Origin of the sequence: Pseudonocardia kongjuensis (assembly GCF_039526905.1) — a bacterium.
Classification (GTDB): Bacteria; Actinomycetota; Actinomycetes; order Mycobacteriales; family Pseudonocardiaceae; genus Pseudonocardia; species Pseudonocardia kongjuensis.
The window spans coordinates 1-25,376 of record NZ_BAAAJK010000046.1 but is presented as its reverse complement, the minus strand read 5'-3'; the positions used below and the strand labels follow the sequence as shown (position 1 = coordinate 25,376).

Below are 25,376 nucleotides of genomic sequence, written 5' to 3'. Positions count from 1 at the left end.
TCCCGGTGATCGCCCTGCTCGCGCCCGGCCAGGGGGCCCAGACCCCCGGCATGCTCGCTCCGTGGCTGGCGGACCCCGCCGCCGAGAAGCTCGTCGCCGGCTGGTCCGACGCGGTCGGTCTCGATCTCGTCCGGCTGGGCACCACCGCGGACGCGGCGGAGATCACCGACACCGCGGTCACCCAGCCGCTGATCGTCAGCCTCGGCCTGCTGGCGGCCCGCCGGCTGCGCGAGACGGTGGAGCTGCCCGCGGACACGGTCGTCGCGGGCCACTCGATCGGCGAGCTCACCGCCGCGGCGATCGCCGGGGTGCTCGACGACGACGCCGCGGTCGCGCTGGCCGGGGTGCGTGGCCGGGAGATGGCGGCCGCCTGCGCGGTCGCCCCGACCTCGATGGCCGCCGTGCTCGGCGGCGACCCGGACGTGGTGCTGGCCCGGCTCGCCGAGCTCGGCCTGGACCCGGCCAACCGCAACGGCGCGGGCCAGATCGTCGCGGCCGGCGCGAAGGAGGCCGTCACCGAGCTGGTCGCCGGTCCGCCGGAGGGCGCCCGGGTCAAGGAGCTCCCGGTCGCCGGGGCCTTCCACACCGCGCACATGGAGCCCGCCCGGGCCGCGCTGGCCGAGCACGCGTCGTCGGTGACGGTCGCCGATCCCGGACTGACCCTGCTGTCCAACGCCGACGGCGGTGTCGTCGGCTCCGGCACCGAGGCCCTCGAACGGCTGGTCGCCCAGGTGACCCGCCCGGTCCGCTGGGACTCCTGCATGCAGACCCTGGCCGAGCGGTCGGTCGGCGCGACCCTCGAGCTGCCCCCGGGCGCGACGCTGACCGGGCTGGTCAAGCGGGCGGTCAAGGGCACCCCGACGCTCGCCCTGAAGACGCCCGAGCAGCTCGACGCCGCCGCACAACTCATCGAGGAGCACCGGAAGTGACCCGGATCCGCCTGGCCGAGCCGACCGTCGGGGCGCGCGTACTGGGCCTGGGCAGCGCGCAGCCCGAACACGTCGTCACCAACGACGACCTGGCCCGCCGGGTCGAGACCGACGACGCCTGGATCCGCTCGCGGGTCGGCATCGCCGAACGCCGGATCGCCGACGACGCGACCTCGCTGCCGGACCTGGCCGTCGACGCCGGGCTGGCCGCGCTCAAGGACGCCGGGCTCGACGCGGCCGGGCCGGGCGCGGTGATCGTCGCCACCTGCACGATGCCCAACCCGATCCCGAACGCCGCCGCCCAGGTCGCCACCCGGCTCGGCGCAAACGGGGTCCCCGCGTTCGACCTGAACGCGGCCTGCGCCGGCTTCTCCTACGCGCTCGGTGTCGCCGCGGACATGGTCCGCGGCGGCAGCGTGCCGAACGTGCTGGTGATCGGCGCCGAGAAGCTCTCCGACTGGATGGACTGGGACGACCGCTCGACCAGCATCATCTTCGCCGACGGCGCGGGTGCCGCGCTGGTCGGACCGGCGACCGCGCAGGACGGCGTCGGGATCGGGCCGGTCGCCTGGGGCAGCTCCGGGGACCAGGCGTCGGCGATCCGGATCCTCGGCGAGTCGACGAACAAGCTGCACCAGGAGGGCCAGGCGGTGTTCCGCTGGGCCACCACCGCGGTGGCGCCGGTCGCGCTGGACGCGATCGAGCGGGCCGGGCTGGCCCCCGCCGACATCGACGTGCTGATCCCGCACCAGGCCAACCTGCGGATCGTCGAGGCGATCGCCCGCAAGCTGCGCTCCAAGGGCGCCCGGGACGATCTCGTCGTCGCCGACGACATCGTGCACTCCGGCAACACCTCGTCCGCGTCCATCCCGCTGGCGCTGGACCACATGCGCAGTGCCGGCCGGGTACGGTCCGGCGACGTACTGCTGCTCGTAGGCTTCGGCGCAGGACTGTCCTACGCCGGACAGGTCGTCGTCTGTCCGTGAGACGGTCGGCCCTGGCACACCGCACCACCCCGTACGACCGACCCCCACCCATCGGAGGAGAACCGAACGTGGCTGACAACGCTGAGATCCTGTCCGGGCTTGCCGAGATCGTCGAGGAGGTCGCCGGCATCGACACCGCCGAGGTGACCCCCGAGAAGTCGTTCGTCGACGACCTGGACATCGACTCGCTGTCCATGGTGGAGATCGCCGTGCAGGCCGAGGACAAGTTCGGCGCGAAGATCCCGGACGACCAGCTGGCCGAGCTGAAGACCGTCGGCGACGCCGTCGACTTCATCGCCAAGCACCAGTGAGCCGAACCGGCGAGCGCTGTCGTCTCGTCGGGGAAAAGGAGACGTCATGACCGACGGAGTGGTCGTCACCGGTTTCGGGGCCACCACCCCGCTCGGCGGGGACGCCGCCTCCACCTGGGAGGCACTGCTCGCCGGGAAGTCCGGCGTGAGCACCGTCGAGGCGGAGTGGACCGAACGCTTCGACCTCCCGGTGCAGATCGCGGCTCAGCTCGCGGTCGAGCCCACCGAGGTCATCCCGCGGGTGCAGGCCCGCCGGATGGACCGGTGCGAGCAGGTCGCGATGGTCGCCGCCAAGGAGGCCTGGGCGCACTCCGGTCTCGGCGCGGTCCCCGGCGAGGACGGCGCGGCCGTGGAGGCCGAGCGGCTCGCCGTCGTGATCGGGGCCGGCATCGGCGGGGCGCCGACCCTGCTCGCGCAGGACGACCTGCTCGAGGAGCACGGCCTGCGCAAGGTCTCGCCGCTGACGGTGCCGATGCTGATGCCCAACGGGCCGGCCGCGATGGTCAGCCTGGAGTACAAGGCCAAGGGCGGGGTGCACTCCCCCGCGTCGGCGTGCGCGACCGGCGCCGAGGCGCTCGCCTGGGCCTACCGGCTGCTGCAGGCCGGCGAGGTCGACGTGGTGCTGGCCGGCGGCGCCGAGTCCTGCATCGTGCCGATCACCGTGGCCGGGTTCGTGCAGGCCAGGACCCTGTCCACCCGCAACGACGACCCGGAGCGCGCCTCCCGGCCGTTCGACACCGGGCGCGACGGGTTCGTCCTCGGCGAGGGCGCCGGCGTGCTGGTGCTCGAGCGGGAGGAGTTCGCGCGGGCCCGCGGGGCGACCGTGCACGGCAGGCTCGCCGGGATCGGGATGACCTCGGACGCCTACCACATCACCGGGCCCGACCCGGAGGGCGAGGGCCAGGTCCGCGCCATGCGGAAGGCCGTCGCCAGCGCCGGGCTGGAGGTCTCCGACGTCACCCACGTCAACTGCCACGCCACCTCCACGGTGGTCGGCGACGTCGGCGAGTCGGTGGCCGTGCGCAAGGCGCTCGGCGACCACCCGGTGCTCACCGCGCCCAAGTCGGCGCTCGGGCACCTGGTCGGCGGGGCCGGTGCGGTGGAGGGGATCGTCGCGCTGCTGTCGGTGCGCGACGACGTCATCCCGGCCACCCTGAACCTCGAGGACAAGGACCCGAAGGTCGAGCTCGACGTGGTCGCCGGGGAGCCCCGGAAGGTCACCGTCGACGCGGCCCTGAACAACTCGTTCGGGTTCGGCGGGCACAACGCCTCGCTGCTGTTCACGAAGGTCTGACCCGCGGTCACGTCCACGGCGGCGGTCCCGGACCCGGGACCGCCGCCGTCGTCGTTGTGGGGCGCGCTCAGCAGGGGGCGCCGAGCACGCCGCCCGCGTCACCGACCAGCATCCGCGGCGGCGACCCGGCCATCGGGTACGCCGCCTGCCAGCAGATCCGGCCGACCTGCAGCCCCGGCGGCCCGTCGGACGGGTCCTGGACGCTGACGAAGCGCACCAGCGCGACCACCCCGCCGCCCGGCGCCGGATCGATCCGGTCCACCCGGATGGTGCCGTCGATCGTGGAGCCGACGCCGTCCAGCCACACCTCGCGCGGCTGCTGCTCGGCGCGTTCCGGGCTGACCACCCGCGCCCACGTCTCGTGATCGCGGCCGTTGACCGCGTCGAAGTAGAGCTGGACCCGTTCGAGCACCAGCCGGGCCGCCGGATGGCCCGCCGCGCCGGCGCTGATCGTCACGGTCCCGTCGCCGGCGCCGTCCTGCGGGAGGCGTGGCGGAGCCGCCCCGGGGGCGACGCCGCGCGGCGCGGCACCGGCCGCGGTCCACGCCGTCCCACCGATCGCGACCAGCGCGACCACCATCCCGGCGGCGACCGCCGCCGCCCGGGCGCTCATCCCTGCCTCCTGCACACATCGGACAGTGTGCCGGGGCCGGGTGCGGTCAGCCGACCCGGTGGTTCAGCCAGGTGACCGCGGCGCCGTCGCCGGCGAAGCGGAAGGACTCGAGCTCGTCGTCCCAGGCCGTGCCGAGCAGCTGGTCCAGCCGCCGGGACAGGCCCGAGCCGCCGTTCTCCGCCATCACCGCCCGGAGCTGGTCCTCGGGCAGCACGACGTCGCCGTTCGCGCTGGTGCGCCCGTGCCACATGCCCAGGCCCGGCACGTGCATGAACCGCTCGCCGTCCATGCCAGGGCTCGGTTCCTCGGTCACCTCGAACCGCAGCATCGACCAGGCCCGCAACGCGCTCGCGAGGGCGGACCCGCTCCCGGCGGGACCGCTCCACGAGCACTCGGCCCGCATCTGCCCGGACGCGACCGGCTGCGCGGACCACTCGAGGGAGACCCGCGTTCCGAGAACGCCCGAGAGCGCCCACTCGACGTGCGGACAGACCGCAGTCGGCGACGAGTGGACGAACACCACTCCGCGTGTGCTCACTGCCAACCTCCGCTGTCGTCGACGAGGATCGTCTTCCCCTACGTCCTCGGGACTCTGCGGTGTGTGGCGCGGCGACCGTGCGCTGGTGTCGTGTGCTGGTTCGTGTGCTGCGTGGGGCTCGGGGAGACCTCCGTTGCGGGTGGTGAATCCGGTGGTGTCACTGTGCCGTATTCCGGCTTCGGCGGCCACCCCGACACGTCCACCGGGTGAACGACCACCGGCGTGTCGCGGCCCGCCGCGCGGATCAGGCGGTGTAGGTGGCGAGCGGCGCGCCGGTCCCCGGGTCGTCGGTCTCGGTGCGGGTGAGCTCGCCCAGATCGGCGAGCACGTCGAGGTGCGCCACCGTCTCCAGCACGGCCAGCATCCGGTTGAACAGGTTCATGTCGTCGAACCGGTGCTCGCGGCGGGTCCAGCGCAGCACCCGAGCCACCTCCCAGGCGGTCGGGTTGCCGGCGGCGACCGCGTCCCGGCACTGCGCGAGCCGGACGTCGTGGTGCGCCAGCAGCTCCTCGACGCGGGCGTGCACCCGGCCGCCGACCGGCCCGTGCGCGGGCAGCAGATCGGCGTCCGGCCGGGCCCGGACCAGCCGCAGCGAGTCCAGGAACTGGCCGAGCGGGCTCGCCACCGGCGCCGGCTGCAGCCCGATCGACGGGGTGATCCGGGGCAGCACGTGGTCACCGGCGAACAGCAGCTCGTGCGCGTCGTCGGCGAACACCAGGTGGCCGCGGGTGTGCCCGGGGGTCTCGACGGCGGTGAGCGACCGGACGTCCGCCTGCTCCCCCAGCGTGATCACCGCCCGGTCGGCGATCCACTCGTCCGGCGCCTGCCACTCCTCCGGCTCCGGCCGGGGCCACGGGCCGCTGCGGCCGATCTCCTCGACCAGCGCCGCCGCGCCGCAGCGCAGCAGCCGGGTCCGGTCGGGTTCCCGGGCGGGGCGGGCCGGATCGGCGACGACGTCCAGGTTCGGCTTCTCCCCGGCACCGAGCAGCACCCGGGTGCCGTACTCGCGGCGCAGCACCGACGCCAGCGTGTAGTGGTCGCGATGGGCGTGGGTGATGAGGAACCGGCGGACGTCGCCCAGCCCGGAGCCGAGCGCGGCGAGCGACTTCTCCAGCAGGTCCCGGGCCTCGTCGATGGCCCATCCGGAGTCGACCATGGTCCAGCCGCCGGCGTCGGCGACCGCGTAGACGTTCACCGCCCGCAGGCCGTCGTTGGGCAGCGGCAGCGGGATCCGGTAGACGCCCGGGGCGCTGCGGAACACCCCCGCCGCCGTCCAGTCGCCGCTCGGATCGTCGTCGGTCACGGTCGGGAGGCTCACCCACAGCACGATAGATCGTGTGCAGTGCTATCGGGCTCGCCGGGCTCGCCGGGCCGCCGGGTCCGGCGGGCTACCGGGTGAAGGCGTCCCGGCCGGTCGACGGCGTCGCGAACATCGACTCGCCGTAGAGCTCCCGGAAGGTGGCGAGCACGTCGTCCAGCGGGAGATCGTGGAAGGTGCCGCGGTCGTGCTCGTAGCTCATGTAGCGCGCACCGGAGCCGTCGAACTCGTGCATCAGCGCGTCCGCCGTCCCGTCGAACGCGATCGGCTCGACGCCGAACCGGGCGCACAGCTCGGCGTTGAACGCGGGCGTCGCCTTGACCCACCGGCCGTCCAGCCACAGCGCGCTGTAGCCGTGCCAGGCGAACAGGTCGGCGCCGCCCATCCGGGCCCGCAGTCGCGGGGTGTTGAGATGGTTGCGGACATCGGCGAACCCGAGCCGGGCCGGGATCCCGGCCGCGCGGGCGGCGGCGGTGAGCAGTACCGCCTTCGGCACGCACCAGGCCGCCGTCCGCTCGGCGACCCGGCTCGCCCGGTAGTCGCCGGGATCGGTGACCACCCCGAACGGGTCGTACCAGATGCCGTCGCGGACGGCGTCGAACAGCGCCACCGCCCGCTCGACGGGATCGCCGCGGCCCACCGTGACCCGCTCGGCGAACGCGCGCACGGCGGGCGCGTCGGAGTCGGTGAACCAGCCTGGCTCCAGGTCGGACCCGGTCGGTACGGACATGTCGCCCTCCTTCGACGTGACCCCGTCTCGCACGCCCGAGGATCACCATACGTGCACCCTTGGTGACACAGCGCCGATATCGCTCGCCGAGTACACCCGAGGGTGGGACATGCTCGCACCCGGAGGAGGCCGGAATCCGCGCTACCGTCCCTGCGTTCGGTGATCACGATGGTCGGGGCCCTGTGCGGTGCCCGATCCGGGGAGGGGCGCAACGATGGGGGCAGGGATCCCGGAGCAACGGTCCGGGCAGGACGCGCCGTTCCTCACCGTGGCCGAGGTGGCCGAGCGGATGCGGGTGTCGCGGATGACGGTGTACCGGCTGGTGCACTCGGGGGAGCTGCCGGCGGTCCGGTTCGGCCGCTCGTTCCGGGTGCCGCCGGAGTCGGTCGAGTCGTTGATCGAGTCCGCCCGCTACACGGGGAGCTGAGGCGGGCCCGATGGTGCCGACCGATGCCGCGAGCGCACGGCGGGTGGCCGGCACCTACGACACGGCGGAGGCGGGCGCCGAGCGCGCCCGGACGCTCGCCCTGCTGGCCGCGCGGCCGGGCGAGCGGGTGCTGGTGATCGGGAGCGGCCCCGGGCAGCTCCTCGCCGAGCTGGCCGACGCGGTCGGGCCCGGTGTGTACGGGATCGACCCGGATCCGGTGATGGTCACCCTGGCCCGGCGCCGCTGCCGTACCCGTGCGGTCGTCGAGCAGCGGGCGCTCGGCGGGCCCGGCTCGCTGCCGGACGGACCGTTCGACGCCGTCGCCTGCCTGCAGGTGCTGGAGTTCCTGCCCGATCCCGGTCCGGCCCCGGCCGAGCTGCACCGGGTGCTGCGCCCGGGCGGGCGGCTGCTCGTGCTCGACACCGACTGGACGTCGCTGCACTGGCCCGGCCCCGGGCAGGACCGGCACCGCCGGATCCGGGACGCGTGGTGCACCACGGTGCCGCGGCCGCGGTTGCCGCACGAGCTGGGGCCGATGCTGCGCGCCGCCGGGTTCACCGGCGAGTGGTCCGAGCGGGCGCCGATGCGCGGACCGGCGTCACACGGCTACGGGCTCGCGCTGCGCGAGATGGTGGCCGCCGCGGCGCCCGGCCGGTGCGGGCTGAACCGCGCCGAGGTGGACGCCTGGGTGTCCGGCGTCGCGGCCTGCGGGGACGAGCCGTTCTCGGTGGACCGGTGGTTCCTCGGCGCGACCAGGCGGTGAACCGGGCACCGGGCCGGGGTGCGTCAGCCGAAGCCGTGGCTGCGGATCGCGGCCGGGCCGCCGTCGCGCAGCGCCTCCAGGACGGCCCGCTCGTGCGGCACCGTCGCCGCCGGGAGCGCGGTCAGCAGGAACCAGTCCAGCCCGGCCGTCTTGCCGGCCTCGGCCGCCCGCGGTTCGCCGGTCCAGCCGCGGCAGGTGAAGAAGAAGTCGACCCGCTCGTCGATCGGCCTGCCGTTGCCGTGGGTGCGATGGACCGCGGTCAGCGGGACCAGGTCGTCCCGGGCGATCGTCAGGCCGAGCTCCTCGCGGGCCTCGCGGACGGCGGCGGCCGGCGGGTCCTCCCCCTGCTCGACGTGCCCGGCCGCGGCGGCCGCCCAGTGGCCGTCCATGTAGCCGGTGTTCGCGCGCAGCTGCAGCAGCACCTCGGTGCGCTCGCCGGTGCCGCGCAGCAGCAGCACGTAGGACGCGGGGACCACCTGGTAACGATCGGTCACCACCCGACCCTAGGCCGTGCCGGGGCGCGGACGGTCGCCCGGTGCGGTGTCCCGGTGCGCTCCCGGTGCGCGATCCGTCGGTGCAACACCGGGGTAACGCGGCGGCACTACCGTCGGCGGATGGCGGTCCACACCTCCCGGCCGGTCCGGGTCGACGACCGGCTGGGCGTCGTGCCGCCGCGGGGCTCGGAGCTGCGGTTCCGGACCGTGCACGGCTACCGGCGGGCGTTCCGGGTCGCCGGGTCCGGCCCGGCGGTGGTGCTGGTGCACGGCATCGGTGACAGCTCCGCGACCTGGGAGGCCGTGCTGCCCGCGCTCGCGCGCAAGCACCTGGTGATCGCGCCCGACCTGCTCGGGCACGGCAACTCGGAGAAGCCGCGGGCCGACTACTCGGTGGCCGCCTACGCCAACGGCATCCGCGACCTGCTCGGCGTGCTGGGCGTGCAGCGGGCCACCCTGGTCGGGCACTCGCTGGGTGGCGGCGTCGCCATGCAGTTCGCCTACCAGTTCCCGGAGCGGACCGAACGGCTCGTGCTCGTCGGCACCGGCGGGGCCGGTCCGGACGTGACGCCGCTGCTGCGCGCGGTGAGCATGCCCGGCGCGCAGGCCCTGCTCGCCGCGCTGCAGCTGCCGCCGCTGCGCTGGCAGGCCGGCCTGGTGATCGACGCGCTGCGGCTGCTCGGCACCGATCTCGGCCGCGACGCCGACGACCTGATCCGGGTGATCGACGCGCTGCCCGACGCCACCGCCCGGGCGGCGTTCATCCGGACCCTGCGCGCCGTCGTCGACTGGCGCGGCCAGGTCGTGACGATGCTCGACCGCTGCTACCTCACCCGCGGGATGCCGACGCTGCTCGTGTGGGGCGAGCGGGACGCGGTGGTACCCGTCGAGCACGCCTACACCGCGCACCGGGCGATGCCGGGGAGCCGGTTGGAGATCTTCGGCGACACCGGGCACTTCCCGTTCCACTCCGATCCGGCCCGCTTCGTCGGCCTGCTGGAGGAGTTCCTCGCCTCGACCGAACCGGCCCGCTGGAGTGCCGAGCAGTGGCGCCAGCTGCTGCGCTGCCCGCCCGCCGCGACCGGGGCCCGGCCGGGGCCGGTCTCGGCGACCTGACCGGCGCGCTCACCCGAGCACGCCGAGCCACTGCGCGGCGCAGTCCGGGCAGACGCCGGTGGTCGGGTCGGTGCGGTGCACCTGGCGCAGGCAGACCACGCAGTGCGCGAGCCGGCGGCGGGCCCGGCGGACCAGCCCGTCCCGGATCTCGCGGACCAGCAGCATCGCCTCGCTCTCCGGGTCGGCGCAGTCCTCGATCGCCGCGATCTCCTGCACGTCGGCCGGCTCGAGCGCACCGGTGGGCGGTCCCGGTTCGGGACGGGCGAGCAGCGGCGGTCCGTGCGGCGCGATGCCGAGCATCAGCTGCGCGGGCTCCCCCGCCAGGAACCACTCGACGGGCTCCGGCCCGGCCCCGGGCGGGGTCAGGCCCGCGGTGCGCAGGTCGGTGTCGGTCCAGCCGCCGGCGCGCAGCTCGGCGGGGCTCAGCCCGAAGTGCCGCAGGCCCTCCGCCGGGAGGCCCAGCTCCCCCAGCTCGGACGGGGACGGGACGCCGACGTACATCCGGCCGCGGCCGTCCGTTCCCGGACCGGCCCCGGGGCCCGGACCGGTGCCCTGTGCCGGACCGGCGGCCCGTGCCGGACCGGCGCCGGGACGGGGGTCGCCGCCGGCGTCGGTTCCGGGGGCGGCGGGGCCACGGCCCGGATCGGGGACGGGTACTCCGGTCCCACCGGTCCCACCGTCGGCCGGGCCGCCACCGGTCCCACCGTCAGCAGGGCCGCCGCCGGTCGCGCGGCGCCAGGGGGCGCCGAGGACCAGGGCGAGGATCCTCGGGTCGGTCCGCAGTCGCTCGGCGATCTCCACCGTCCGGTCGGTCCGGTCGGTCAGGTCGGGCACGGCCACCCCCTCCTCGCTCGCTCACGTCCGTTCCGGCGACCGGGCTTGCCGGCGCCGGGTTCACCGGCGTCCGGGCTCACCGGCGTCCGGGCTCACCGGCACCGGGCTCACCGGCACCGGGCTCACCGGCACCGGGCTCACCGGCACCGGGCTCACCGGCACCGCGCGGCCCCCGGGAACGGCAGCCGGGGCCGAGACCGGTGGCCGGGGCCGATGACCGGCCGGGCGCCGGCGGACGTCACCGATGGCGCCGCCCGGACCGGGACGCACCGCGGGGCGGCACCGGAGTCCGGTACCGCCCCGCGGGTGAAACGTCAGCTGCAACCGCTGGTGGAGCCGCAGCCCTCGCAGAGGTAGCAGGATCCGGCGGGCCGCATCTTCGTCCCGCAGGTCATGCACAGCGGGGCGTCGGCAGCCTTGCCCAGCCGCAGCTCGAGCAGCTCGGTCGAGCTGCCGACCTCGACCGGGGCCGGTTCGACGGCCGGGTCCTTCTTCTCGGTGGTGGTGGGCACCGACGAGCGGAACTCGTCGAGGTCCAGGTTCTCCCCCGAGCCGTACTCGTTCTCGACCTGGGCCGACCGCTCGTCCGAGGAGAAGATGCCCAGCTGGGCCCGCTTCTCGTAGGGCAGGTGGTCCAGCGCGAGCCGGCGGAACAGGTAGTCCAGCACCGAGGTGGCGATCCGGACGTCCGGGTCGTCGGTCATGCCGGCCGGCTCGAAGCGCAGGTTGGAGAACTTCGAGACGTAGAACTCCAGCGGGATGCCGTACTGCAGGCCGACCGAGATCGACATGGAGAACGCGTCCATCACGCCGGCCAGGGTGGAGCCCTGCTTGCCGAGCTTGACGAAGATCTCGCCGAGCCCGTCGTCGGGGTAGCTGCCCGCGGTGAGGTAGCCCTCGGCGCCGCCGACGGTGAACGACACCGTCTCGCTCGGGCGCTTCTTGGGGAGCCGCTTGCGGATCGGCCGCTGCTCGACGACGACCGTCGGCGCCGACTCGGCCTCCGCGGACTTCTCGCCCGAGCTGCCCTTGCCCGCCGACAGCGGCTGCCCGACCTTGCAGTTGTCCCGGTAGATGGCGAGGGCCTTGAGGCCGAGCCGCCAGCCCTCGAGGTAGATCCGCTCGACGTCCTCCACGGTGGCCCGCTCGGGCATGTTCACCGTCTTGGAGATCGCGCCGGACAGGAACGGCTGCGCGGCCGCCATCATCCGGACGTGCCCCATCGGGGCGATCGACCGCTCCCCCATGGCGCAGTCGAACACCTCGTAGTGCTCGGGCTTCATGCCCGGGGCGTCGATGACGTGGCCGTGCTCGGCGACGTACTCGACGATGGCCTCGGCCTGCTCGGCCTGGTAGCCGAGGTTGTCCAGGGCCCGGCGCACGGTCTGGTTGACGATCTGCATGGAGCCGCCGCCGACCAGCTTCTTGAACTTGACCAGCGCCAGGTCCGGCTCGATGCCGGTCGTGTCGCAGTCCATCATCAGGCCGATCGTGCCGGTCGGGGCCAGCACGGACGCCTGCGCGTTGCGCCAGCCGTTCGCCTCGCCGATCTCCTGGCACTTCTTCCAGGTCTGCGACGCGAGCTGCTGGACCGGGTTGGACGCCGGGAAGCTGCGGATCCCGTCGTTCGCCGCGGCGTGCTTGCGGATCACCCGCTGGTGGGCCTCGGCGTTGCGGGCGTAGCCCTCGTAGGGGCCGACGACCCCGGCGAGCTCGGCGGAGCGCTTGTAGGCGGCGCCGGTCATCAGCGAGGTGATCGCCCCGGCGAGTGCCCGGCCGCCCTCGGAGTCGTAGGCGTGCCCGGTCGCCATGAGCAGCGCGCCCAGGTTCGCGTAGCCGATGCCGAGCTGCCGGAAACGCCGGGTGGTGTCGGCGATCGGGTCGGTCGGGAAGTCCGCGAAGCAGATGGAGATGTCCATCGCGGTGATGATCAGCTCGACGGCCTTGGCGAAGGTCTCGGCGTCGAACCGGTCGTCGGCGTCGAGGAACTTGAGCAGGTTCAGCGACGCGAGGTTGCAGCTGGAGTTGTCCAGGTGCATGTACTCCGAGCACGGGTTCGACGCGGTGATCCGCCCCGACTCCGGCGTGGTGTGCCAGTCGTTGATCGTGCCGTCGTACTGGATGCCGGGGTCGGCGCAGTTCCAGGCGGCCTCGGCGATGCCGCGGAAGAGCTTCCGCGCGTCGGTGCGGTCGATGATCTCGCCGGTCATCCGGGCGCGGAGGCCGAAGTCGGTGCCCTCCTCGACCGCGCGCATGAACTCGTCGGTCACCCGGACCGAGTTGTTCGCGTTCTGGTACTGCACCGACGTGATGTCGGAGCCGCCCAGGTCCATGTCGAACCCGGCGTCGCGCAGCACCCGGACCTTGGCCTCCTCCTTGGCCTTGGTCTCGACGAACTCCTCGATGTCGGGGTGGTCGACGTCGAGCACGACCATCTTCGCCGCCCGGCGGGTCGCGCCGCCCGACTTGATGGTGCCGGCGGAGGCGTCCGCGCCGCGCATGAAGGAGACCGGGCCGGACGCGGTGCCGCCGGAGGACAGCAGCTCACGCGAGGAGCGGATCCGGGACAGGTTGAGGCCGGCGCCGGAGCCGCCCTTGAAGATCAGGCCCTCCTCCCGGTACCAGTTCAGGATCGACTCCATGGTGTCGTCGACCGAGAGGATGAAGCAGGCGCTGACCTGCTGCGGGCTGGCGGTGCCCACGTTGAACCAGACCGGCGAGTTGAAGCTGAACACCTGGTGCAGCAGCATCCAGGTCAGCTCGTGGTCGAAGATCTCGGCGTCGGCCTCGGTGGCGAAGTAGCCGTGCTCGACGCCGGCCCGCCGGTAGGTGCCGACCACCCGGTCGATGAGCTGGCGCAGGCTCGACTCGCGGGTCTCGCTGCCGACGGCGCCACGGAAGTACTTGCTGGTGACGATGTTGGTGGCGTTCACCGACCAGGCCCGCGGGAACTCGACGCCGCGCTGCTCGAAGTTCACCGTGCCGTCCCGCCAGTTCGTCATGACGACGTCCCGGCGCTCCCACTCGACCTGCTCGTACGGGTGCACACCCTCGGTCGTGAAGACCCGCTGCACGGGCAGCCCGGCGCGCTGCCTGGCGCCCGCCTTCCCGCGGCCGCGCGCCTTCGCGGGCGCGTCGCCGTTCTGGGCCGTGTTCTGGGTCGTGCTCCCGGTGCCTGTCGCCGGGCCCCCGACGGTCTCGGTCATGAACTGCCTCCGCATCCGACGTTCCTCTCCCGCGCGCTGGGGTGCGCGGGCACCCGAGGCGGTGCTGGGACACCGCCCCCGTTCCCGGTCCGGCCGATCAGTGCCGGTCCGCCGCCGGTGGATGCGCCCCCTGCGCGCCCGCACCGGTACCGGCGGATCGGCGTCAGCCGTCCCGGTTGCCGGCCCCGTCGTCGGCTGCTTCCCCGGCAGCCGCCGAACGGAGGTCGGCGATCTCCTTCTCGAAGTCCTCGATGGAGGAGAAGGATCGGTAGACGCTCGCGAACCGCAGGTACGCGACCTCGTCGAGCTCGCGCAGCGGTCCGAGGATCGCCAGCCCCACCTCGTGGCTGGGAATCTCGGCCGCACCGCGGGCCCGCACCGTCTCCTCGACCCGGTGGGCGAGCTGCTGCAGGTCGTCCTCGTCGACCGGCCGGCCCTGACACGCCCGGCGAACCCCGCCGACAACCTTCTGCCGGCTGAAGGGCTCGCTCACCCCACTGCGCTTGACGACGGCGAGCACGGTCTCCTCGACCGTGGTGAACCGGCGACCGCAGGCGGTGCAGGACCGGCGGCGGCGGGTGCAGGTCCCGTCGTCGGCGGTCCGGGAGTCGATCACCCGCGAATCCGGGTGGCGGCAGAACGGGCAACGCACGTCGGCACTCCCCTTCTCCCGTGACCCGGCGGGAATTCTCCGCCCCGCACCGCGATGTACCGCGGTGACGGCTCCCCCAACCAGTGGGAGAACGACACCAATGTAACCCCTACATATTGGGGTGCGCCATCCCCGGGTCCGGTATGGCGCCGAGCTTCGCCCGATCGGGAACGAGGGTCGCACACGGCCCCCGCGCGGCCGCCGGAGCACACGGATCATGAACCTGCACATCCGCCCTGATCAGCGCGCGTGACGCGATCCCGGGGTCCGTCCGGCGCCCCGGGCGGACCGCGACGGACGGTGTCGCGGGTCGGGGACACGCCATCCCGACGCGCCGGGCGGCAAGGCTCCTGTCACGCGCGGCGACCGTGCCCGATGTGGTCTCCGGTCGGGCGGGCGACGCCCGGCACGGCTGCTGGTCGGTCGGATCGCATGCGGCGCGGACCCCGCTCGGCCCGGCAGCGCACGGCACGGCCGCCGACCAGTTCGCATCGCATACGGCGCGGACCCCGGTCGGCCCGCCGCAGCGCACGGCACGGCGGCCGACCGGTCGGATCGCATGCGGCGCGGTCCCCGGTCGGCCCCTGCGGGTACCCGGCGCGCCCGGCGTCACGGAGCGGCCGGAGCCGTCGCCGCCGGCCCGGGTGCCGGGGCGACCTCGGCGTTCCATCCGGCCGCCGCATCCCCGAGCAGCCCCAGGACCACGACCACCGTGGCCGAGCAGACCACCGTGGCGACCCCGGCCAGCAGTCGCTCACCCCGTGAGCGACGTCGCACCACCGGACGGTGCAGCCGGGCAGGTGCCACGCAGTGGCGCCCCGGTGGGCGGACAGCGCGGACCCGCGCAGTCGCGTGCCCGGCCGGAGCCGCCCCGGGATACCGGGTGAAGGCCACGCCGGACCCGGCGACCCGGGACGCCGTGGACGCAGCAGGGCACGCCACGCTCGATGCCATGGCCGGGGCCGCGCCGGACGCCGCTCCCGGGCCGGCGGGCGATGTGCGCGGACCGGAGGTCCGGGCGGCCGCACCGGCGACCGGACCGGCGACCGGACCGGAGCCCCACTCGGAGGCACCGGCGGCCGGACCGGAGGCCCGCTCGGGGGCACCGGCGGCCGGACCGGAGGCCCGCTCGGGGGCACCGGAGGTCCGCTCGGGGGCACCGGGCACGGGAGCGGAGGCCCTCCGGGGCGCGCCGAACGCCGGACCGGAGGCCCGCTCGGGCACCTCGGATCCGGGGACGGGCATGTCCCACCGGGCGGCGGCCCGGGCCGCCGCGGATCCGCGGGCCGGACGCCGCGCCCCGGCACAGCGCACCGCATGGGCGGCCCCCGCACGCACCCGCTCGCGCACCCCGGCAGCGCCGGACCACTGCGGCGCATTCGCGGCCGCCGCCCGGCCCGGCCGACCGGTCCGTGGCCGCGGTGCCACCTCACGCACGTCGAGCTCTCGCATGGCTCCTCCTGCTCCTCGAGGACCACCCGCCTGCTGCGGCGGAACGGTCACCGTCGACGCCGGCCACACCCGGCCACGCGTCCTGCCCATCCCGCCCGGCCCTTCCCCGGGGCCGGTCGAACGGGCGTGCGAGCTGTGTAGCACCGGGCACCGACAGGAATCGGATCGCCGCTGCTCAGCCCGCTCCGGCCGGGCTCAGTGGCCGGCCGGCAGCACGCTCTGGACGACCACCGACGGCGGTGTCGACACCGGCGCCACCACCGCTGCCGAGACCTCCGCGAGCAGACCCAGCCCGATCACCGTCGCCGCCGAGGCGAGCCCGATCCCCAGTCCCTGGACGGCCCGCCGCAGCACGCCACCGGGTGCCGCCACACCCCGCGCCCGGGCGACCGGCCACCCCGCTCGCGCCGGCCGCACCGACCGCACCGGCCGCGCCGACCACGCCGACCGCACCGGCTGCACCGGCCGCGCCCGTTGCGCTGACCGCGTCGGCTGCATCGGCCGCCTCGACTGCTCAGTTCGCCCCGGGCTCGCCGGCGGCACGGATCGCGCCTGCCGCCCGACCTCCCACGGCCGGACCTCGGTCACCACACCCATGCCGCTCGCCTCCCTGCCCGCACGGGACGCCCGCCCCGGACACCCCGGCGCTCGAATCGATGTTCGATCGAACGCCTGTGCGATGTTGTACCACCGGTGCCCGACGGAATCCACGACACGCGGGTGACGAACTTCGAACGCATGTTTGGCGGACCGGCCGAAGGCGGCTAGTGTCCGTGCCGGTACATCCTCGAGGAGGCGAATGCGATGGCAGCGGACGAGTCCGGAGGCGGTGCGTCCCCCGGGCGGGGTTCCGCCGACGTCCGGGAGTTCCCCGAGCCCCCGGCCGACACGCGCGGTCTGACCCCGCGGCAGCGGAAGGTCCTGGCGGTGATCCGGGACTGGGTCGACCGCTACGGCTACCCGCCGAGCGTGCGGGAGATCGGCGACGCGGTGGGGCTGACCTCCACGTCGTCGGTGCACCACCAGCTGCGGACCCTGGAGCGCAAGGGATTCCTGCGCCGGGACCCGAACCGGACCCGTGCGGTCGACGTGCGCAGCCCCGACCAGACCGCCGCGGGCGACGGGACCGACGCCGACACCGAGGCAGGGCGCTCGGAGCGTCCGGCACCCGCGTTCGTGCCGCTGCTCGGCGACATCGCCGCCGGTGGGCCGATCCTGGCCGAGCAGGCCGTGCAGGAAGTGTTCCCGCTCCCCCGCGAGATCGTCGGCGAGGGCACCCTGTTCCTGCTGAACGTCAAGGGTGACTCCATGGTGGACGCGGCGATCACCGACGGGGACTGGGTCGTCGTCCGGCAGCAGCCGGTCGCGGAACAGGGCGAGGTGGTCGCGGCGATGATCGACGGCGAGGCGACCGTCAAGACGTTCCGGCGCCGGGACGGTCACATCTGGCTGATGCCGGCCAACGACGCCTACGAGCCGATCCCGGGTGACGAGGCGTCGATCCTGGGCCGGGTCGTCGCGGTGCTGCGCCGGCTCTGAGCCGACCCCCGGGCCGGGGCACGGTGCCGACCCCCGGCGGGGGCACGGTGCCGATCCCGGGCCGGGGCGCGGTGCCGATCCCGGGCCGGGCCACGGTGCCGATCCCGAGCCGGGCCACGGTGCCGATCCCGAGCCGGGGCGCGGTGCCGATCCCGGACCGGGGCACGGTCACCGCCTGCGGCGGCCGTGCAGCGCCATCGCCCCGACCCCGGCGAGCAGCACCGCGACGACGACCGCCATCCCGGCCGCGGCGGGCAGCCACGGCGGGAAGGACCGGACGTCGGGCGCCTCCGCCGGCTGGGCCGCGACCGGCGCGGCCGGTGCCGTCGCGGCGGCAACCGCACCGGCGACCGACCGGATCGCGGCCGGGGACAGGCCCCGCGCCTCGGTGGCGGAGTGCAGCGTCCCGCGGCCGTCCAGAGCCACCGCCTCGCCCTGCGGCTCACCGGGCAGCGGCACCTGCAGCGGGGCCCCGCCCAGCGCCCCGACCAGGACATCCCCGGTCACCGGGCCGTCGGGCAGCGGGAACAGCCAGGCGTCGGTGTAGGTGCGCAGGGCCGCGGCCCGCCCGCCGTCCGCCGCGACCGGTCCGACGGCGCCGCCGGTGATCGTCCGCGTGCCGACCGCGCCCAGCGGGCCGCCGGTGGTCGCCGAGTACGGCAGGACGACGTCGGCCACCCGTTCCAGCGCCACCGCCGAGTCCTCGGTGAGCGGCCCCGCGGGCCGGTACAGCCCGGCCGCCCCGGTGGTCTTGTCCACGATCAGCGGGGTCCCGTCGTCGGCGAGGAGCACCGCCTCGGCGTCCCGCGGACCGTCCGGGTAGACGAGGTCGTAGCTGCGGGGCGGTCCGTCGACCGGCAGCACGACCAGGCGCACCGACTCGCGGCGCGCCGTGTTGTCACCGATGTCGGCGAGCCAGAGCCCGCCGTCCGGTGTGCGGCCGAGATCCTCGACGTCGGTGACCCGCACCGGGGCGTCCCGTTGGGCCGTCACCGTGCAACCCACCGGATCGAGGGTGAACACCTCGGCGGTGCCGCCGCCGTCGACGATCGCGTGAAAGTGCTGCGGCGGCTCCCCCGGTGCGCCGTCGGTGACGAGCCCGGAGATCTCGGCCAGTCGCGGATCCTCGATCGTGCAGACCGGGCGCGGCTCGTCCAGGGACGACGGGTCGGCGTCAGGCGGCGGGACGACCGGGTGCGCGGCCGGCGGCGGCGCCCCAGGCATTCCGGGCGCTCCGGCCGTCCCGACGGCAGGCGGCCCGGCGGCCGCCACTGCGCAGGCCGGCCCGAGGGTCACGAGGACCAGAGCCAGGGCGGCCCGCCACAGCGTGCCCAGGGCGGCCCGCCGCCGCGTTCCCAGGGCGGCCCGCCGCCGTGTCGCCCGGACGCGGCCGCCCGGCCCGCCCCTCGATCCGGCCCGGACCGCCCGGGTCAGCGCCCCGCCGCCGTCGCCGGCAGGTCGGGATCGGACCCGCTGCCGGTACCGGCCGGACCGCCCGCCACCGCGAACGGCAGGACCGCGGTGCCCAGCTCCGGCCCGACCCTGGCCCGGACCCGGGTGCCCTCGGGGGTGTGCTCCTCGGCGAGGACCTCGCCCTCGTCGTGCAGGCGGGCGACCAGCGCGCCCTCGGTGTAGGGCAGCAGCAGGTCGACGTCGTACTCCGGGCGGGGCAGCAGGCCGGCGATCCGGTCCCGGAGCAGGTCGATGCCGTCGCCGCGGTGCGCGGAGACGAACACCGCGTCGGGCTGGGCGTGCCGGAGCCGGGCGAGCGCCAGGTCGCCGGCGGCGTCGGTCTTGTTGACCACGAGCAGCTCGGTCGGCATGCTGCCGCCCTGCTCCTCGCCGATCTCGACCAGCACCTTCCGGACGGCGGCGATCTGGTCGCCGGGCAGCGGATCGGAGCCGTCGACCACGTGCACCAGCAGGTCCGCGTGGGCGGCCTCCTCCAGCGTCGACCGGAACGCCTCGATCAGCTGGTGCGGTAGGTGCCGGACGAAGCCGACGGTGTCGGTGAGGGTGTAGACCCGCCCGTCCGGCGTCTCGGTCCGGCGGGTGGTCGGGTCGAGGGTGGCGAACAGCGCGTCCTCGACCAGCACGCCGGCGTCGGTGAGCTGGTTGAGCAGGCTGGACTTGCCGGCGTTGGTGTAGCCGACGATCGCGACGGACGGGACCTCGTTGCGCCTGCGGTTGCCGCGCTGGGTCTCCCGGACCTGACGCATCGCGCCGATCTCGCGGCGCAGCTTCGACATGCGCGCACGGATCCGGCGGCGGTCGAGCTCGATCTTCGTCTCACCCGGGCCGCGGCCGCCGATCCCGACGCCGCCCGCGGCACGACCGCCGACCTGGCGGGACAGCGCCTCACCCCAGCCGCGCAGCCGGGGCAGCAGGTAGGACAGCTGGGCCAGCTCGACCTGCGCCTTGCCGTCCCGCGAGCGGGCGTGCTGGGCGAAGATGTCGAGGATCAGCGCGGTCCGGTCGATCACCTTGACCTTGAGCCGCTCCTCGAGCTGACGGAGCTGACCGGGCGACAGCTCGCCGTCGCAGATCACCGTGTCGGCCTCCGCGGCGCGCACGGCGACGCCGAGCTCGTCGACCTTGCCGGAGCCGATGAAGGTCGCCGGATCGGGTGTCGACCGGCGCTGGACCAGGCCGTCGAGCACCTCGGAGCCCGCCGTCTCGGCCAGCCGGGCCAGCTCGGCGAGCGAGGCCTCCGCCTGCTCGGCGGATCCCTCGGTCCAGACGCCGACCAGCACCACCCGCTCCAGGCGCAGGCGGCGGTACTCGACCTCGGTGACGTCGGTGAGCTCGGTCGACAGGCCGCCGATGCGGCGGAGCGACGAGCGCTCCTCGAGTTCGAGTTCCCCGGTGGACGGGCTGGCGGGCGTGTGGGCTTCAGTCATCTTGCCCCCGAGTGTCCCACGTTCCCCGAGCCGCTGTCCGGTCCGTTTCGCCGGGCGGGTCACCCGGGTAGAGCGCCAGGTACACGGCGAGCGGCTCGGCGGCCGGCAGCACCGGCTCGGCGGCGTAGCGCCCCAGCAGCTCGTCCAGCTCGGCGCGCAGTGCCGCGACGCGCTCCGGTGGCAGGCGCAGCACGAGGCGGGTCTGATCCAGCGCGGCCGGGCCGACGTCGGCGACCTCGCCGAGGAACGCCTCCAGTCCCGCCTCGGCCACCGGTTCGTGCCTGCCCGCGTCGTCGAGCGACCAGGACAGCCCGGTGCTCCGGTACGGGATCTCCCGGGATCCGCGGGCACCGCGGCGGGCCGGCTGGGCCACCAGGAAGCCGTGCGCGACCAGCCTGCGCACATGGTGCAGCGTCGTCGCCGGATCACGGCCCAGCCGGGCGGCGAGCTCGGCGTTGGTCAGCGCGTCCACGTGGGTCAGCCGGATGATCCGCAGCCGGACGGCCGAGGACAGCGCGGCGATCTCGGCCTCGGTGGCGGGTCGGCGGGCAGGCATCGTCGCAGGTTAACTGATTGACGTTTTCCAATCAGTGGGCGCATGCTCGGTCCATGCCCCGATCCGCGACCGGCGCGCTGTGGCGGCACCGGGACTTCCTGCTGCTGTGGGGCGGGGAGACGACGAGTCAGGTCGGCACCCGGATCGGTCAGCTGGCGGCGCCGCTGCTCGCGGTCACCGCGCTCGGTGCGACGCCGTGGCAGATGGGTCTGCTCACCGCAGCGCAGACCGCAGGGTTCCTGCTGATCGGGCTGCCCGCCGGGGTGGTGATCGACCGGGTGCGGCGGGTGCCGGTGCTGGTCGCCGCCGATCTGGTCCGGTTCGCGCTCCTCGTCACGGTGCCGATCGCCTGGTGGTACGAGGTGCTGGGGTTCGGCCACCTGCTGCTCGTGACCTTCCTCGCCGGTCTCGCGACGGTGTTCTTCGACGTCGCCTACCAGTCGGTGCTGCCGTCCCTGGTCGGCCGGGAGCATCTGGTGGAGGGCAACGGCAAGCTGGAGTCGACGCGGGCGGCCGCGGAGGCCGGTGGGCCCGCCCTCGGTGGTGGGCTGGTGCAACTCGTCGGCGGGGCGATCGCGATCGCCGCGCAGGCGGCCGGCCACCTGGTGTCGGCGATCGCGATCTCCCGGATCCGGACCACCGAACCGGCACCCGCCCGCACCGGGACGACGGTGCGGGCCGAGATCGTCGAAGGTCTCCGGTTCGTCGTCGGACACCGGTTGCTGCGGCCGATCGTGCTGTGCACCGCGTCGTCGAACCTGGCCGGCGGGATCCTCCTCGCGGTCCTGGTGCTGTTCCTGGTGGACGACCTGGGCCTGCCCGAGGTCGGGGTCGGTGCCGCCGTGGCCGCCGTCGGCGTCGGCGGGCTCGCCGGTGCGCTCACCGCCGGAGCGTGGACGCGACGGCTCGGGCAGGCCCGCACGATCGTCGTCTCGCTGCTCGTGACGACGCCGTTCGTGCTGCTGATCCCGCTCGGCGGACCGGGCCCACTGATCCTGCTGACCGCGGTGGGCCTGTTCGCCGACGGCTACGGCGGTGTCGTCTACAACGTGGCGCAGGTCAGCTTCCGGCAGGCGATCTGCCCGGACCGGCTGCTCGGGCGGATGAACGCCGGCGTCCGGTTCCTGGTCTGGGGGACGATCCCGGTCGGCGGCCTGATCGGGGGCGGGCTGGGTGAGCTCCTCGGCCCGCGCGGCGCGCTGCTGGTGGCCTGCTGCGCGCAGCTGCTGTCCCTGCTGCCGCTGCTGCTCTCCCCGCTGCGCCGGCTGCGGGACCTGCCCGGGCAGTGAATCCCGCCGTGATCAACGTATAGCGCGACCCGGGTCTTGCGGCAAGCCCCCGGTCCCGGCGGAGGATCTGCGCCGACCACAACACGCGGACACGGAACGGGGTCGACCATGACGGGCACACACGACGGCGCGAACGGGCCGACGCCGTTCGAGGTCTTCCGCCCGGGGACGCTGCTGCACGGCACCCGGGCCGATCTCGCGGTCGGCGACCTGCTGCTGCCCGGACGGTTCTCCAACTTCGAGCCGGGACGCGTGATGAACCACGTCTACCTGACCGAGACGCTCGACACCGCGGCCTGGGGCGCCGAGCTCGCGGCCGGCGACGGGCCCGGTCGCATCTACCTGGTCGAGCCCACCGGCGACGTCGAGGACGACCCGAACGTCACCGACACGAAGTTCCCCGGCAACCCGACCCGGTCCTACCGGACCCGCGAACCCGTCCGCGTCGTCGGCGAGCTCGAGGACTGGACCGGTCACACCGCCGAGCAGGTGCAGGCGATGCGGGACGGCCTCGCCGACCTCCGGCGGCGCGGCGTCGCCGTCATCCACGACTGACGCCGGCGACCGGTCAGGCCGGGGACTCCCACCAGCCGCGGTCCAGCTCGCCGGTGGCGAGCAGCACGGCGGGGCCGTGCAGGACGGTGGCGCCGGTGCGATCCGCCGATCCGGCCTCGACGGTGACCCGCAGCTCGCCGCCGGGGGTGTCGACCCGCACGTCGCCCGCGGCGTGCCCGGCGGCGCGCAGCGCGGCGACGACGGCGGCGACCGTGCCGGTGCCGCAGGCCCTGGTCTCCCCCACGCCGCGCTCGTGCACCCGCATCCGGATCCGGCCGCCGACGGCGGGACCGTCGAGCGGGGTCAGGAACTCGACGTTGACGCCGCGCGGGAACACGTCCGGATCGTGCGCCGGGGCGCGGGTCAGGTCCAGCGCGTCCGGGTCGGCGGAGACGACGCAGGCCAGGTGCGGATTGCCGACGTCGAGCACCAGCCCGTCGAACCGGGCGGTCCCGCTGGTCGCGACCGACGCCGGACCGATCGTGACCGGCCCCATCTCCACCGACACGCCCTCGCCGGTGACGGTCGCGGTGCGCACCCCGGCCCGGGTGCCGATCGCACCCCCGCCCGGCGACCAGCCGCGCTCGTGCAGGTAGCGGGCGAAGACCCGCACGCCGTTGCCGCACATCTCGGCGATCGAGCCGTCGCCGTTGCGGTAGTCCATGAACCACTCGACGCCGGGGACCGGCTCCGGGACCGTCTCGTCGCCGGCCAGCTTCGCCCAGCGCACCACCCGCAGCACGCCGTCGGCGCCGAGACCGCGATGCCGGTCGCAGAGCGCCGCGACCCGCTCCGGGGTCAGGTCGAGCGCGGCATCCGGGTCGGGCAGCACGACGAAGTCGTTCTGCGTGCCGTGCCCCTTGGTGAACGCGATCCCACCGGTCATGACACCAGCCTACGAGCCAGCACCGCCAGCGCGTCCGCGGCCGGATCGTCGGCGGCCCCGTCGATCCAGTGGATCCGCCGGTCCCGGCGGAACCAGGCCCGCTGGCGGCGGACGAACCGCCGGGTGGCCTGCACCGTCTCCGCGCGGACCCGCTCCCGCTCGTCCGGGCCGGGCTCGGTGCCCGCCCGGTCGAACGCGTCGAGCACCTGGCGGTAGCCCAGCGCCCGGGACGCGGTGCGGCCGCGGGCGAGCCCGGCCGGGAGCAGCCGCCGGGTCTCCTCGACCAGGCCGTCGTCGAGCATCCGGTCCACCCGCCGGGCGACCCGCTCGTCGAGCTCGTCGACACCGCGGTCGACGCCGAGCAGGACGGCGCCGTAGCGCGGCGGGCCGGTGGTCGGCAGCGTCGCCCGGAACGGGCGCCCGGTCAGCGCGATCACCTCGAGTGCGCGGACGATCCGGCGCCCGTTCGACGGCAGCACCTCGGCCGCGGCCGCCGGGTCCACCTCGGCCAGCCTGCGGTGCAGGGCGGCGGGGCCGAGCCGGTCCAGCTCCTCCTGCAGCCCGGCGCGCAGGTCCGGATCGGTGCCCGGGAACTCCAGCTCGTCGATCACCGCCTGCACGTACAGCCCGGACCCGCCGACCAGCACCGGGGTGCGGCCCGCGGCGCGCAGCCGCTCGATCACCGCGCGGGCCTCCCGCTGGTAGGCGGCGACCGACGCGGACTCGTCGACGTCGAGCACGTCGAGCTGGTGGTGCGGGACGCCGCGGCGCTCGGCCGGGGACAGCTTCGCGGTGCCGATGTCGAGCCCCCGGTAGAGCTGCATCGCGTCGGCGTTGACCACCTCGCCGTCGAGCGCGAGCGCGATCTCCAGCCCCAGGTCGGACTTGCCGGTCGCGGTGGGCCCGACCACGGCCACCAGGTCCGGCGTCACGACGGCGCCCAGAACGCGACGTGGTAGGCGACGCCGTAGGGCGCGCCGGTGTGCCGGTGGGTCGCCGACCAGCTGCGGCCCGCCGCGGCACCGGCCAGCACCTGCCACGGCGCGCGGCCGGCCGCCCACAGCTGCGCGGCCGCCGCCGGGTCGAGCCCGGCCAGCGCGTCCGGGTCGGCCCGGTCCAGCGCGTCGGCGACGACGGCGTCGAACGCCTCGGCCCGCTCGTCGAACCCGCCGGGGGCGGTCGCCGTGTGCTTGGCGGCGCCGTCGCCGACGACCAGCAGCCCGGCATCGCACACGGCGAGCTCGGCGCCCAGGGCGAGGCAGTCGGCGACCGGCGCGTCCGGCGCGACGAGCTCGCCGCGCACCGAGCGCACCCCCGACCCGGCGGCCGCCCATCCGGCGACCAGCAGCGGCAGCGGCAGCTCCGCGCCCTCGTCCGGCCCGTCGTCGCCGGGCAGCGCGACCGGCACGTCCCGGCCGTACCCGGCGAACGTCCCCCGGGCACCGGCGGGCACCGACCGCCGCCCGCCCGGGTCGGCCCCGACCGCGATCCACTCCGGGGCGACGGCGGCCAGCGCGGCGACGACCTCCCGGACCGCCGCCCGGACCGCCTCGGTCCCGGCGGCGGTGTCCCCGCTCAGCTCCGGGACGAGCAGCGGCGGCTGGGGGATGACGGCGATCGCGGCGGGCACGACGTCCGAGCCTAACGACCCGCCCGCGGCCACCGGCCCGTGGGCGGTGTCGCCGCCGGTCGTCACCGGGCAGGGGCTCTGCGGTTCCCCCGGAGGCGGTTCACCTGCTTGAATCGCGTTTCCGACTCCCGCCGCGGCGCGGAGTTCGGCGCGCGCACGGCCCCGGCCGGACACGGACGGGGCGCCCGCCGGTGATCCGGTGGGCCGAACGAGGAGGACACACCGGTGCCCGAGACCAACGCCGCCACACCCGGACGACCGGGCCCGCCACCGGCCGGGCCCGCACCGAAGCCGGGCCCCCGGCCCGGACCGCCACCGGGCGCCCGCCCGGGGCCGCCGCCCGCCGCGGCCGGCTCAC

26 protein-coding genes are annotated in these 25,376 nt (G+C 75.2%); 10 read left to right on the top strand and 16 right to left on the bottom strand.

Going from position 1 to position 25,376, the window contains the following annotated elements; translation table 11 throughout:
• The first annotated feature begins 5 nt into the window (after positions 1–5).
• The 4 genes from ABD160_RS27345 (at position 6) to ABD160_RS27330 (ending at position 3,520) form a co-directional block, all read left to right on the top strand.
• A complete protein-coding gene (locus ABD160_RS27345) occupies positions 6–929 on the top strand; it encodes an ACP S-malonyltransferase (protein ID WP_344027570.1) in 924 nt (307 codons plus the stop codon).
• Positions 926–1,915, top strand: a complete 990-nt coding sequence (locus ABD160_RS27340; protein WP_344027568.1) for a beta-ketoacyl-ACP synthase III — start codon at positions 926–928, stop codon at positions 1,913–1,915. The genes ABD160_RS27345 and ABD160_RS27340 overlap by 4 nt, the downstream gene beginning before the upstream one ends.
• 68 nt (positions 1,916–1,983) lie before the next feature.
• Entirely contained in the window at positions 1,984–2,226 is a 243-nt protein-coding gene (locus ABD160_RS27335) for an acyl carrier protein (RefSeq protein WP_010231572.1), read from the top strand.
• 46 nt (positions 2,227–2,272) lie between these two features.
• A complete protein-coding gene (locus ABD160_RS27330) occupies positions 2,273–3,520 on the top strand; it encodes a beta-ketoacyl-[acyl-carrier-protein] synthase family protein (protein ID WP_344027559.1) in 1,248 nt (415 codons plus the stop codon).
• A gap of 67 nt (positions 3,521–3,587) precedes the next feature.
• On the opposite strand, the gene ABD160_RS27325 is transcribed toward ABD160_RS27330, so the two are convergent.
• The 4 genes from ABD160_RS27325 to ABD160_RS27310 all read right to left on the bottom strand — a co-directional run bounded on the left by ABD160_RS27325 (position 3,588) and on the right by ABD160_RS27310 (position 6,719).
• Positions 3,588–4,133 carry a hypothetical protein gene (locus tag ABD160_RS27325; RefSeq protein ID WP_344027557.1) on the bottom strand — a complete coding sequence of 182 codons (546 nt, stop codon included), beginning with the start codon at positions 4,131–4,133 and terminating at the stop codon, positions 3,588–3,590.
• 46 nt (positions 4,134–4,179) lie between these two features.
• Positions 4,180–4,671, bottom strand: a complete 492-nt coding sequence (locus ABD160_RS27320) for a DUF3145 domain-containing protein (RefSeq protein ID WP_344027555.1) — start codon at positions 4,669–4,671, stop codon at positions 4,180–4,182.
• 244 nt (positions 4,672–4,915) lie between these two features.
• On the bottom strand, positions 4,916–5,989 hold the full coding sequence (locus tag ABD160_RS27315) for an MBL fold metallo-hydrolase (RefSeq protein WP_344027553.1): 1,074 nt from the start codon (positions 5,987–5,989) through the stop codon (positions 4,916–4,918).
• Between the two features lie 70 nt (positions 5,990–6,059).
• Complete coding sequence (locus ABD160_RS27310; RefSeq protein WP_344027552.1) at positions 6,060–6,719, bottom strand: transglutaminase-like domain-containing protein; 660 nt, start codon at positions 6,717–6,719, stop codon at positions 6,060–6,062.
• A 214-nt stretch (positions 6,720–6,933) separates the two neighbouring features.
• Between ABD160_RS27310 and ABD160_RS27305 the strand changes: the two genes are divergently transcribed.
• Both ABD160_RS27305 and ABD160_RS27300 read left to right on the top strand, forming a co-directional pair.
• Positions 6,934–7,146, top strand: coding sequence for a helix-turn-helix domain-containing protein (locus ABD160_RS27305; protein WP_344027551.1), 213 nt, complete (start codon positions 6,934–6,936; stop codon positions 7,144–7,146).
• Positions 7,147–7,156: 10 nt separating this feature from the next.
• Entirely contained in the window at positions 7,157–7,909 is a 753-nt protein-coding gene (locus tag ABD160_RS27300; protein WP_344027550.1) for a methyltransferase domain-containing protein, read from the top strand.
• A 23-nt stretch (positions 7,910–7,932) separates the two neighbouring features.
• Here ABD160_RS27300 and ABD160_RS27295 read toward each other — a convergent pair whose 3' ends face one another.
• The gene (locus tag ABD160_RS27295) at positions 7,933–8,403 is read right to left on the bottom strand and encodes an NUDIX hydrolase (protein WP_344027549.1); all 471 of its coding nucleotides are present in this window, start codon (positions 8,401–8,403) and stop codon (positions 7,933–7,935) included.
• 120 nt (positions 8,404–8,523) lie between these two features.
• Here ABD160_RS27295 and ABD160_RS27290 point away from each other — a divergent pair, with 120 nt between their 5' ends.
• Entirely contained in the window at positions 8,524–9,519 is a 996-nt protein-coding gene (locus tag ABD160_RS27290; RefSeq protein WP_344027547.1) for an alpha/beta fold hydrolase, read from the top strand.
• Between the two features lie 9 nt (positions 9,520–9,528).
• Here ABD160_RS27290 and ABD160_RS27285 read toward each other — a convergent pair whose 3' ends face one another.
• From ABD160_RS27285 to ABD160_RS27265, 5 genes are all read right to left on the bottom strand, one after another.
• The gene (locus ABD160_RS27285) at positions 9,529–10,353 is read right to left on the bottom strand and encodes a hypothetical protein (RefSeq protein WP_344027544.1); all 825 of its coding nucleotides are present in this window, start codon (positions 10,351–10,353) and stop codon (positions 9,529–9,531) included.
• A gap of 314 nt (positions 10,354–10,667) precedes the next feature.
• On the bottom strand, positions 10,668–13,559 hold the full coding sequence (locus ABD160_RS27280; protein WP_344027542.1) for a vitamin B12-dependent ribonucleotide reductase: 2,892 nt from the start codon (positions 13,557–13,559) through the stop codon (positions 10,668–10,670).
• Between the two features lie 163 nt (positions 13,560–13,722).
• A complete protein-coding gene (nrdR, locus tag ABD160_RS27275; protein WP_344027540.1) occupies positions 13,723–14,211 on the bottom strand; it encodes a transcriptional regulator NrdR in 489 nt (162 codons plus the stop codon).
• A gap of 609 nt (positions 14,212–14,820) precedes the next feature.
• Positions 14,821–14,988: a hypothetical protein gene (locus ABD160_RS27270; protein ID WP_344027538.1), complete on the bottom strand. Its 168-nt coding sequence runs from the start codon at positions 14,986–14,988 to the stop codon at positions 14,821–14,823.
• Positions 14,989–15,858: 870 nt separating this feature from the next.
• On the bottom strand, positions 15,859–16,035 hold the full coding sequence (locus ABD160_RS27265; RefSeq protein ID WP_344027536.1) for a hypothetical protein: 177 nt from the start codon (positions 16,033–16,035) through the stop codon (positions 15,859–15,861).
• Between the two features lie 432 nt (positions 16,036–16,467).
• On the opposite strand from ABD160_RS27265, the gene lexA reads away from it, so the two are divergent.
• Positions 16,468–17,202 (top strand): transcriptional repressor LexA, encoded by a 735-nt coding sequence (gene lexA, locus ABD160_RS27260; RefSeq protein WP_344027534.1) that lies wholly within the window; start codon positions 16,468–16,470, stop codon positions 17,200–17,202.
• A 168-nt stretch (positions 17,203–17,370) separates the two neighbouring features.
• On the opposite strand, the gene ABD160_RS27255 is transcribed toward lexA, so the two are convergent.
• The 3 genes from ABD160_RS27255 to ABD160_RS27245 all read right to left on the bottom strand — a co-directional run bounded on the left by ABD160_RS27255 (position 17,371) and on the right by ABD160_RS27245 (position 20,658).
• Positions 17,371–18,426 carry a hypothetical protein gene (locus tag ABD160_RS27255; protein ID WP_344027532.1) on the bottom strand — a complete coding sequence of 352 codons (1,056 nt, stop codon included), beginning with the start codon at positions 18,424–18,426 and terminating at the stop codon, positions 17,371–17,373.
• A 206-nt stretch (positions 18,427–18,632) separates the two neighbouring features.
• Complete coding sequence (gene hflX / locus ABD160_RS27250; RefSeq protein WP_344027530.1) at positions 18,633–20,102, bottom strand: GTPase HflX; 1,470 nt, start codon at positions 20,100–20,102, stop codon at positions 18,633–18,635.
• Positions 20,095–20,658: an ArsR/SmtB family transcription factor gene (locus ABD160_RS27245; protein WP_344027528.1), complete on the bottom strand. Its 564-nt coding sequence runs from the start codon at positions 20,656–20,658 to the stop codon at positions 20,095–20,097. The genes hflX and ABD160_RS27245 overlap by 8 nt, the downstream gene beginning before the upstream one ends.
• Positions 20,659–20,711: 53 nt before the next feature.
• Between ABD160_RS27245 and ABD160_RS27240 the strand changes: the two genes are divergently transcribed.
• Both ABD160_RS27240 and arr read left to right on the top strand, forming a co-directional pair.
• Positions 20,712–21,947, top strand: coding sequence for an MFS transporter (locus ABD160_RS27240; RefSeq protein WP_344027526.1), 1,236 nt, complete (start codon positions 20,712–20,714; stop codon positions 21,945–21,947).
• A 108-nt stretch (positions 21,948–22,055) separates the two neighbouring features.
• A complete protein-coding gene (gene arr / locus ABD160_RS27235; RefSeq protein WP_344027524.1) occupies positions 22,056–22,502 on the top strand; it encodes an NAD(+)--rifampin ADP-ribosyltransferase in 447 nt (148 codons plus the stop codon).
• Between the two features lie 13 nt (positions 22,503–22,515).
• On the opposite strand, the gene dapF is transcribed toward arr, so the two are convergent.
• Genes dapF through ABD160_RS27220 form a run of 3 tightly spaced genes read right to left on the bottom strand, consistent with a single transcriptional unit; the run spans position 22,516 to position 25,018 of the window.
• On the bottom strand, positions 22,516–23,388 hold the full coding sequence (gene dapF / locus ABD160_RS27230; protein ID WP_344027522.1) for a diaminopimelate epimerase: 873 nt from the start codon (positions 23,386–23,388) through the stop codon (positions 22,516–22,518).
• Positions 23,385–24,320 (bottom strand): tRNA (adenosine(37)-N6)-dimethylallyltransferase MiaA, encoded by a 936-nt coding sequence (gene miaA, locus ABD160_RS27225; protein ID WP_344027520.1) that lies wholly within the window; start codon positions 24,318–24,320, stop codon positions 23,385–23,387. The genes dapF and miaA overlap by 4 nt, the downstream gene beginning before the upstream one ends.
• Entirely contained in the window at positions 24,317–25,018 is a 702-nt protein-coding gene (locus tag ABD160_RS27220; protein WP_344027518.1) for a class III extradiol ring-cleavage dioxygenase family protein, read from the bottom strand. The genes miaA and ABD160_RS27220 overlap by 4 nt, the downstream gene beginning before the upstream one ends.
• Between the last annotated feature and the right edge of the window lie 358 nt (positions 25,019–25,376).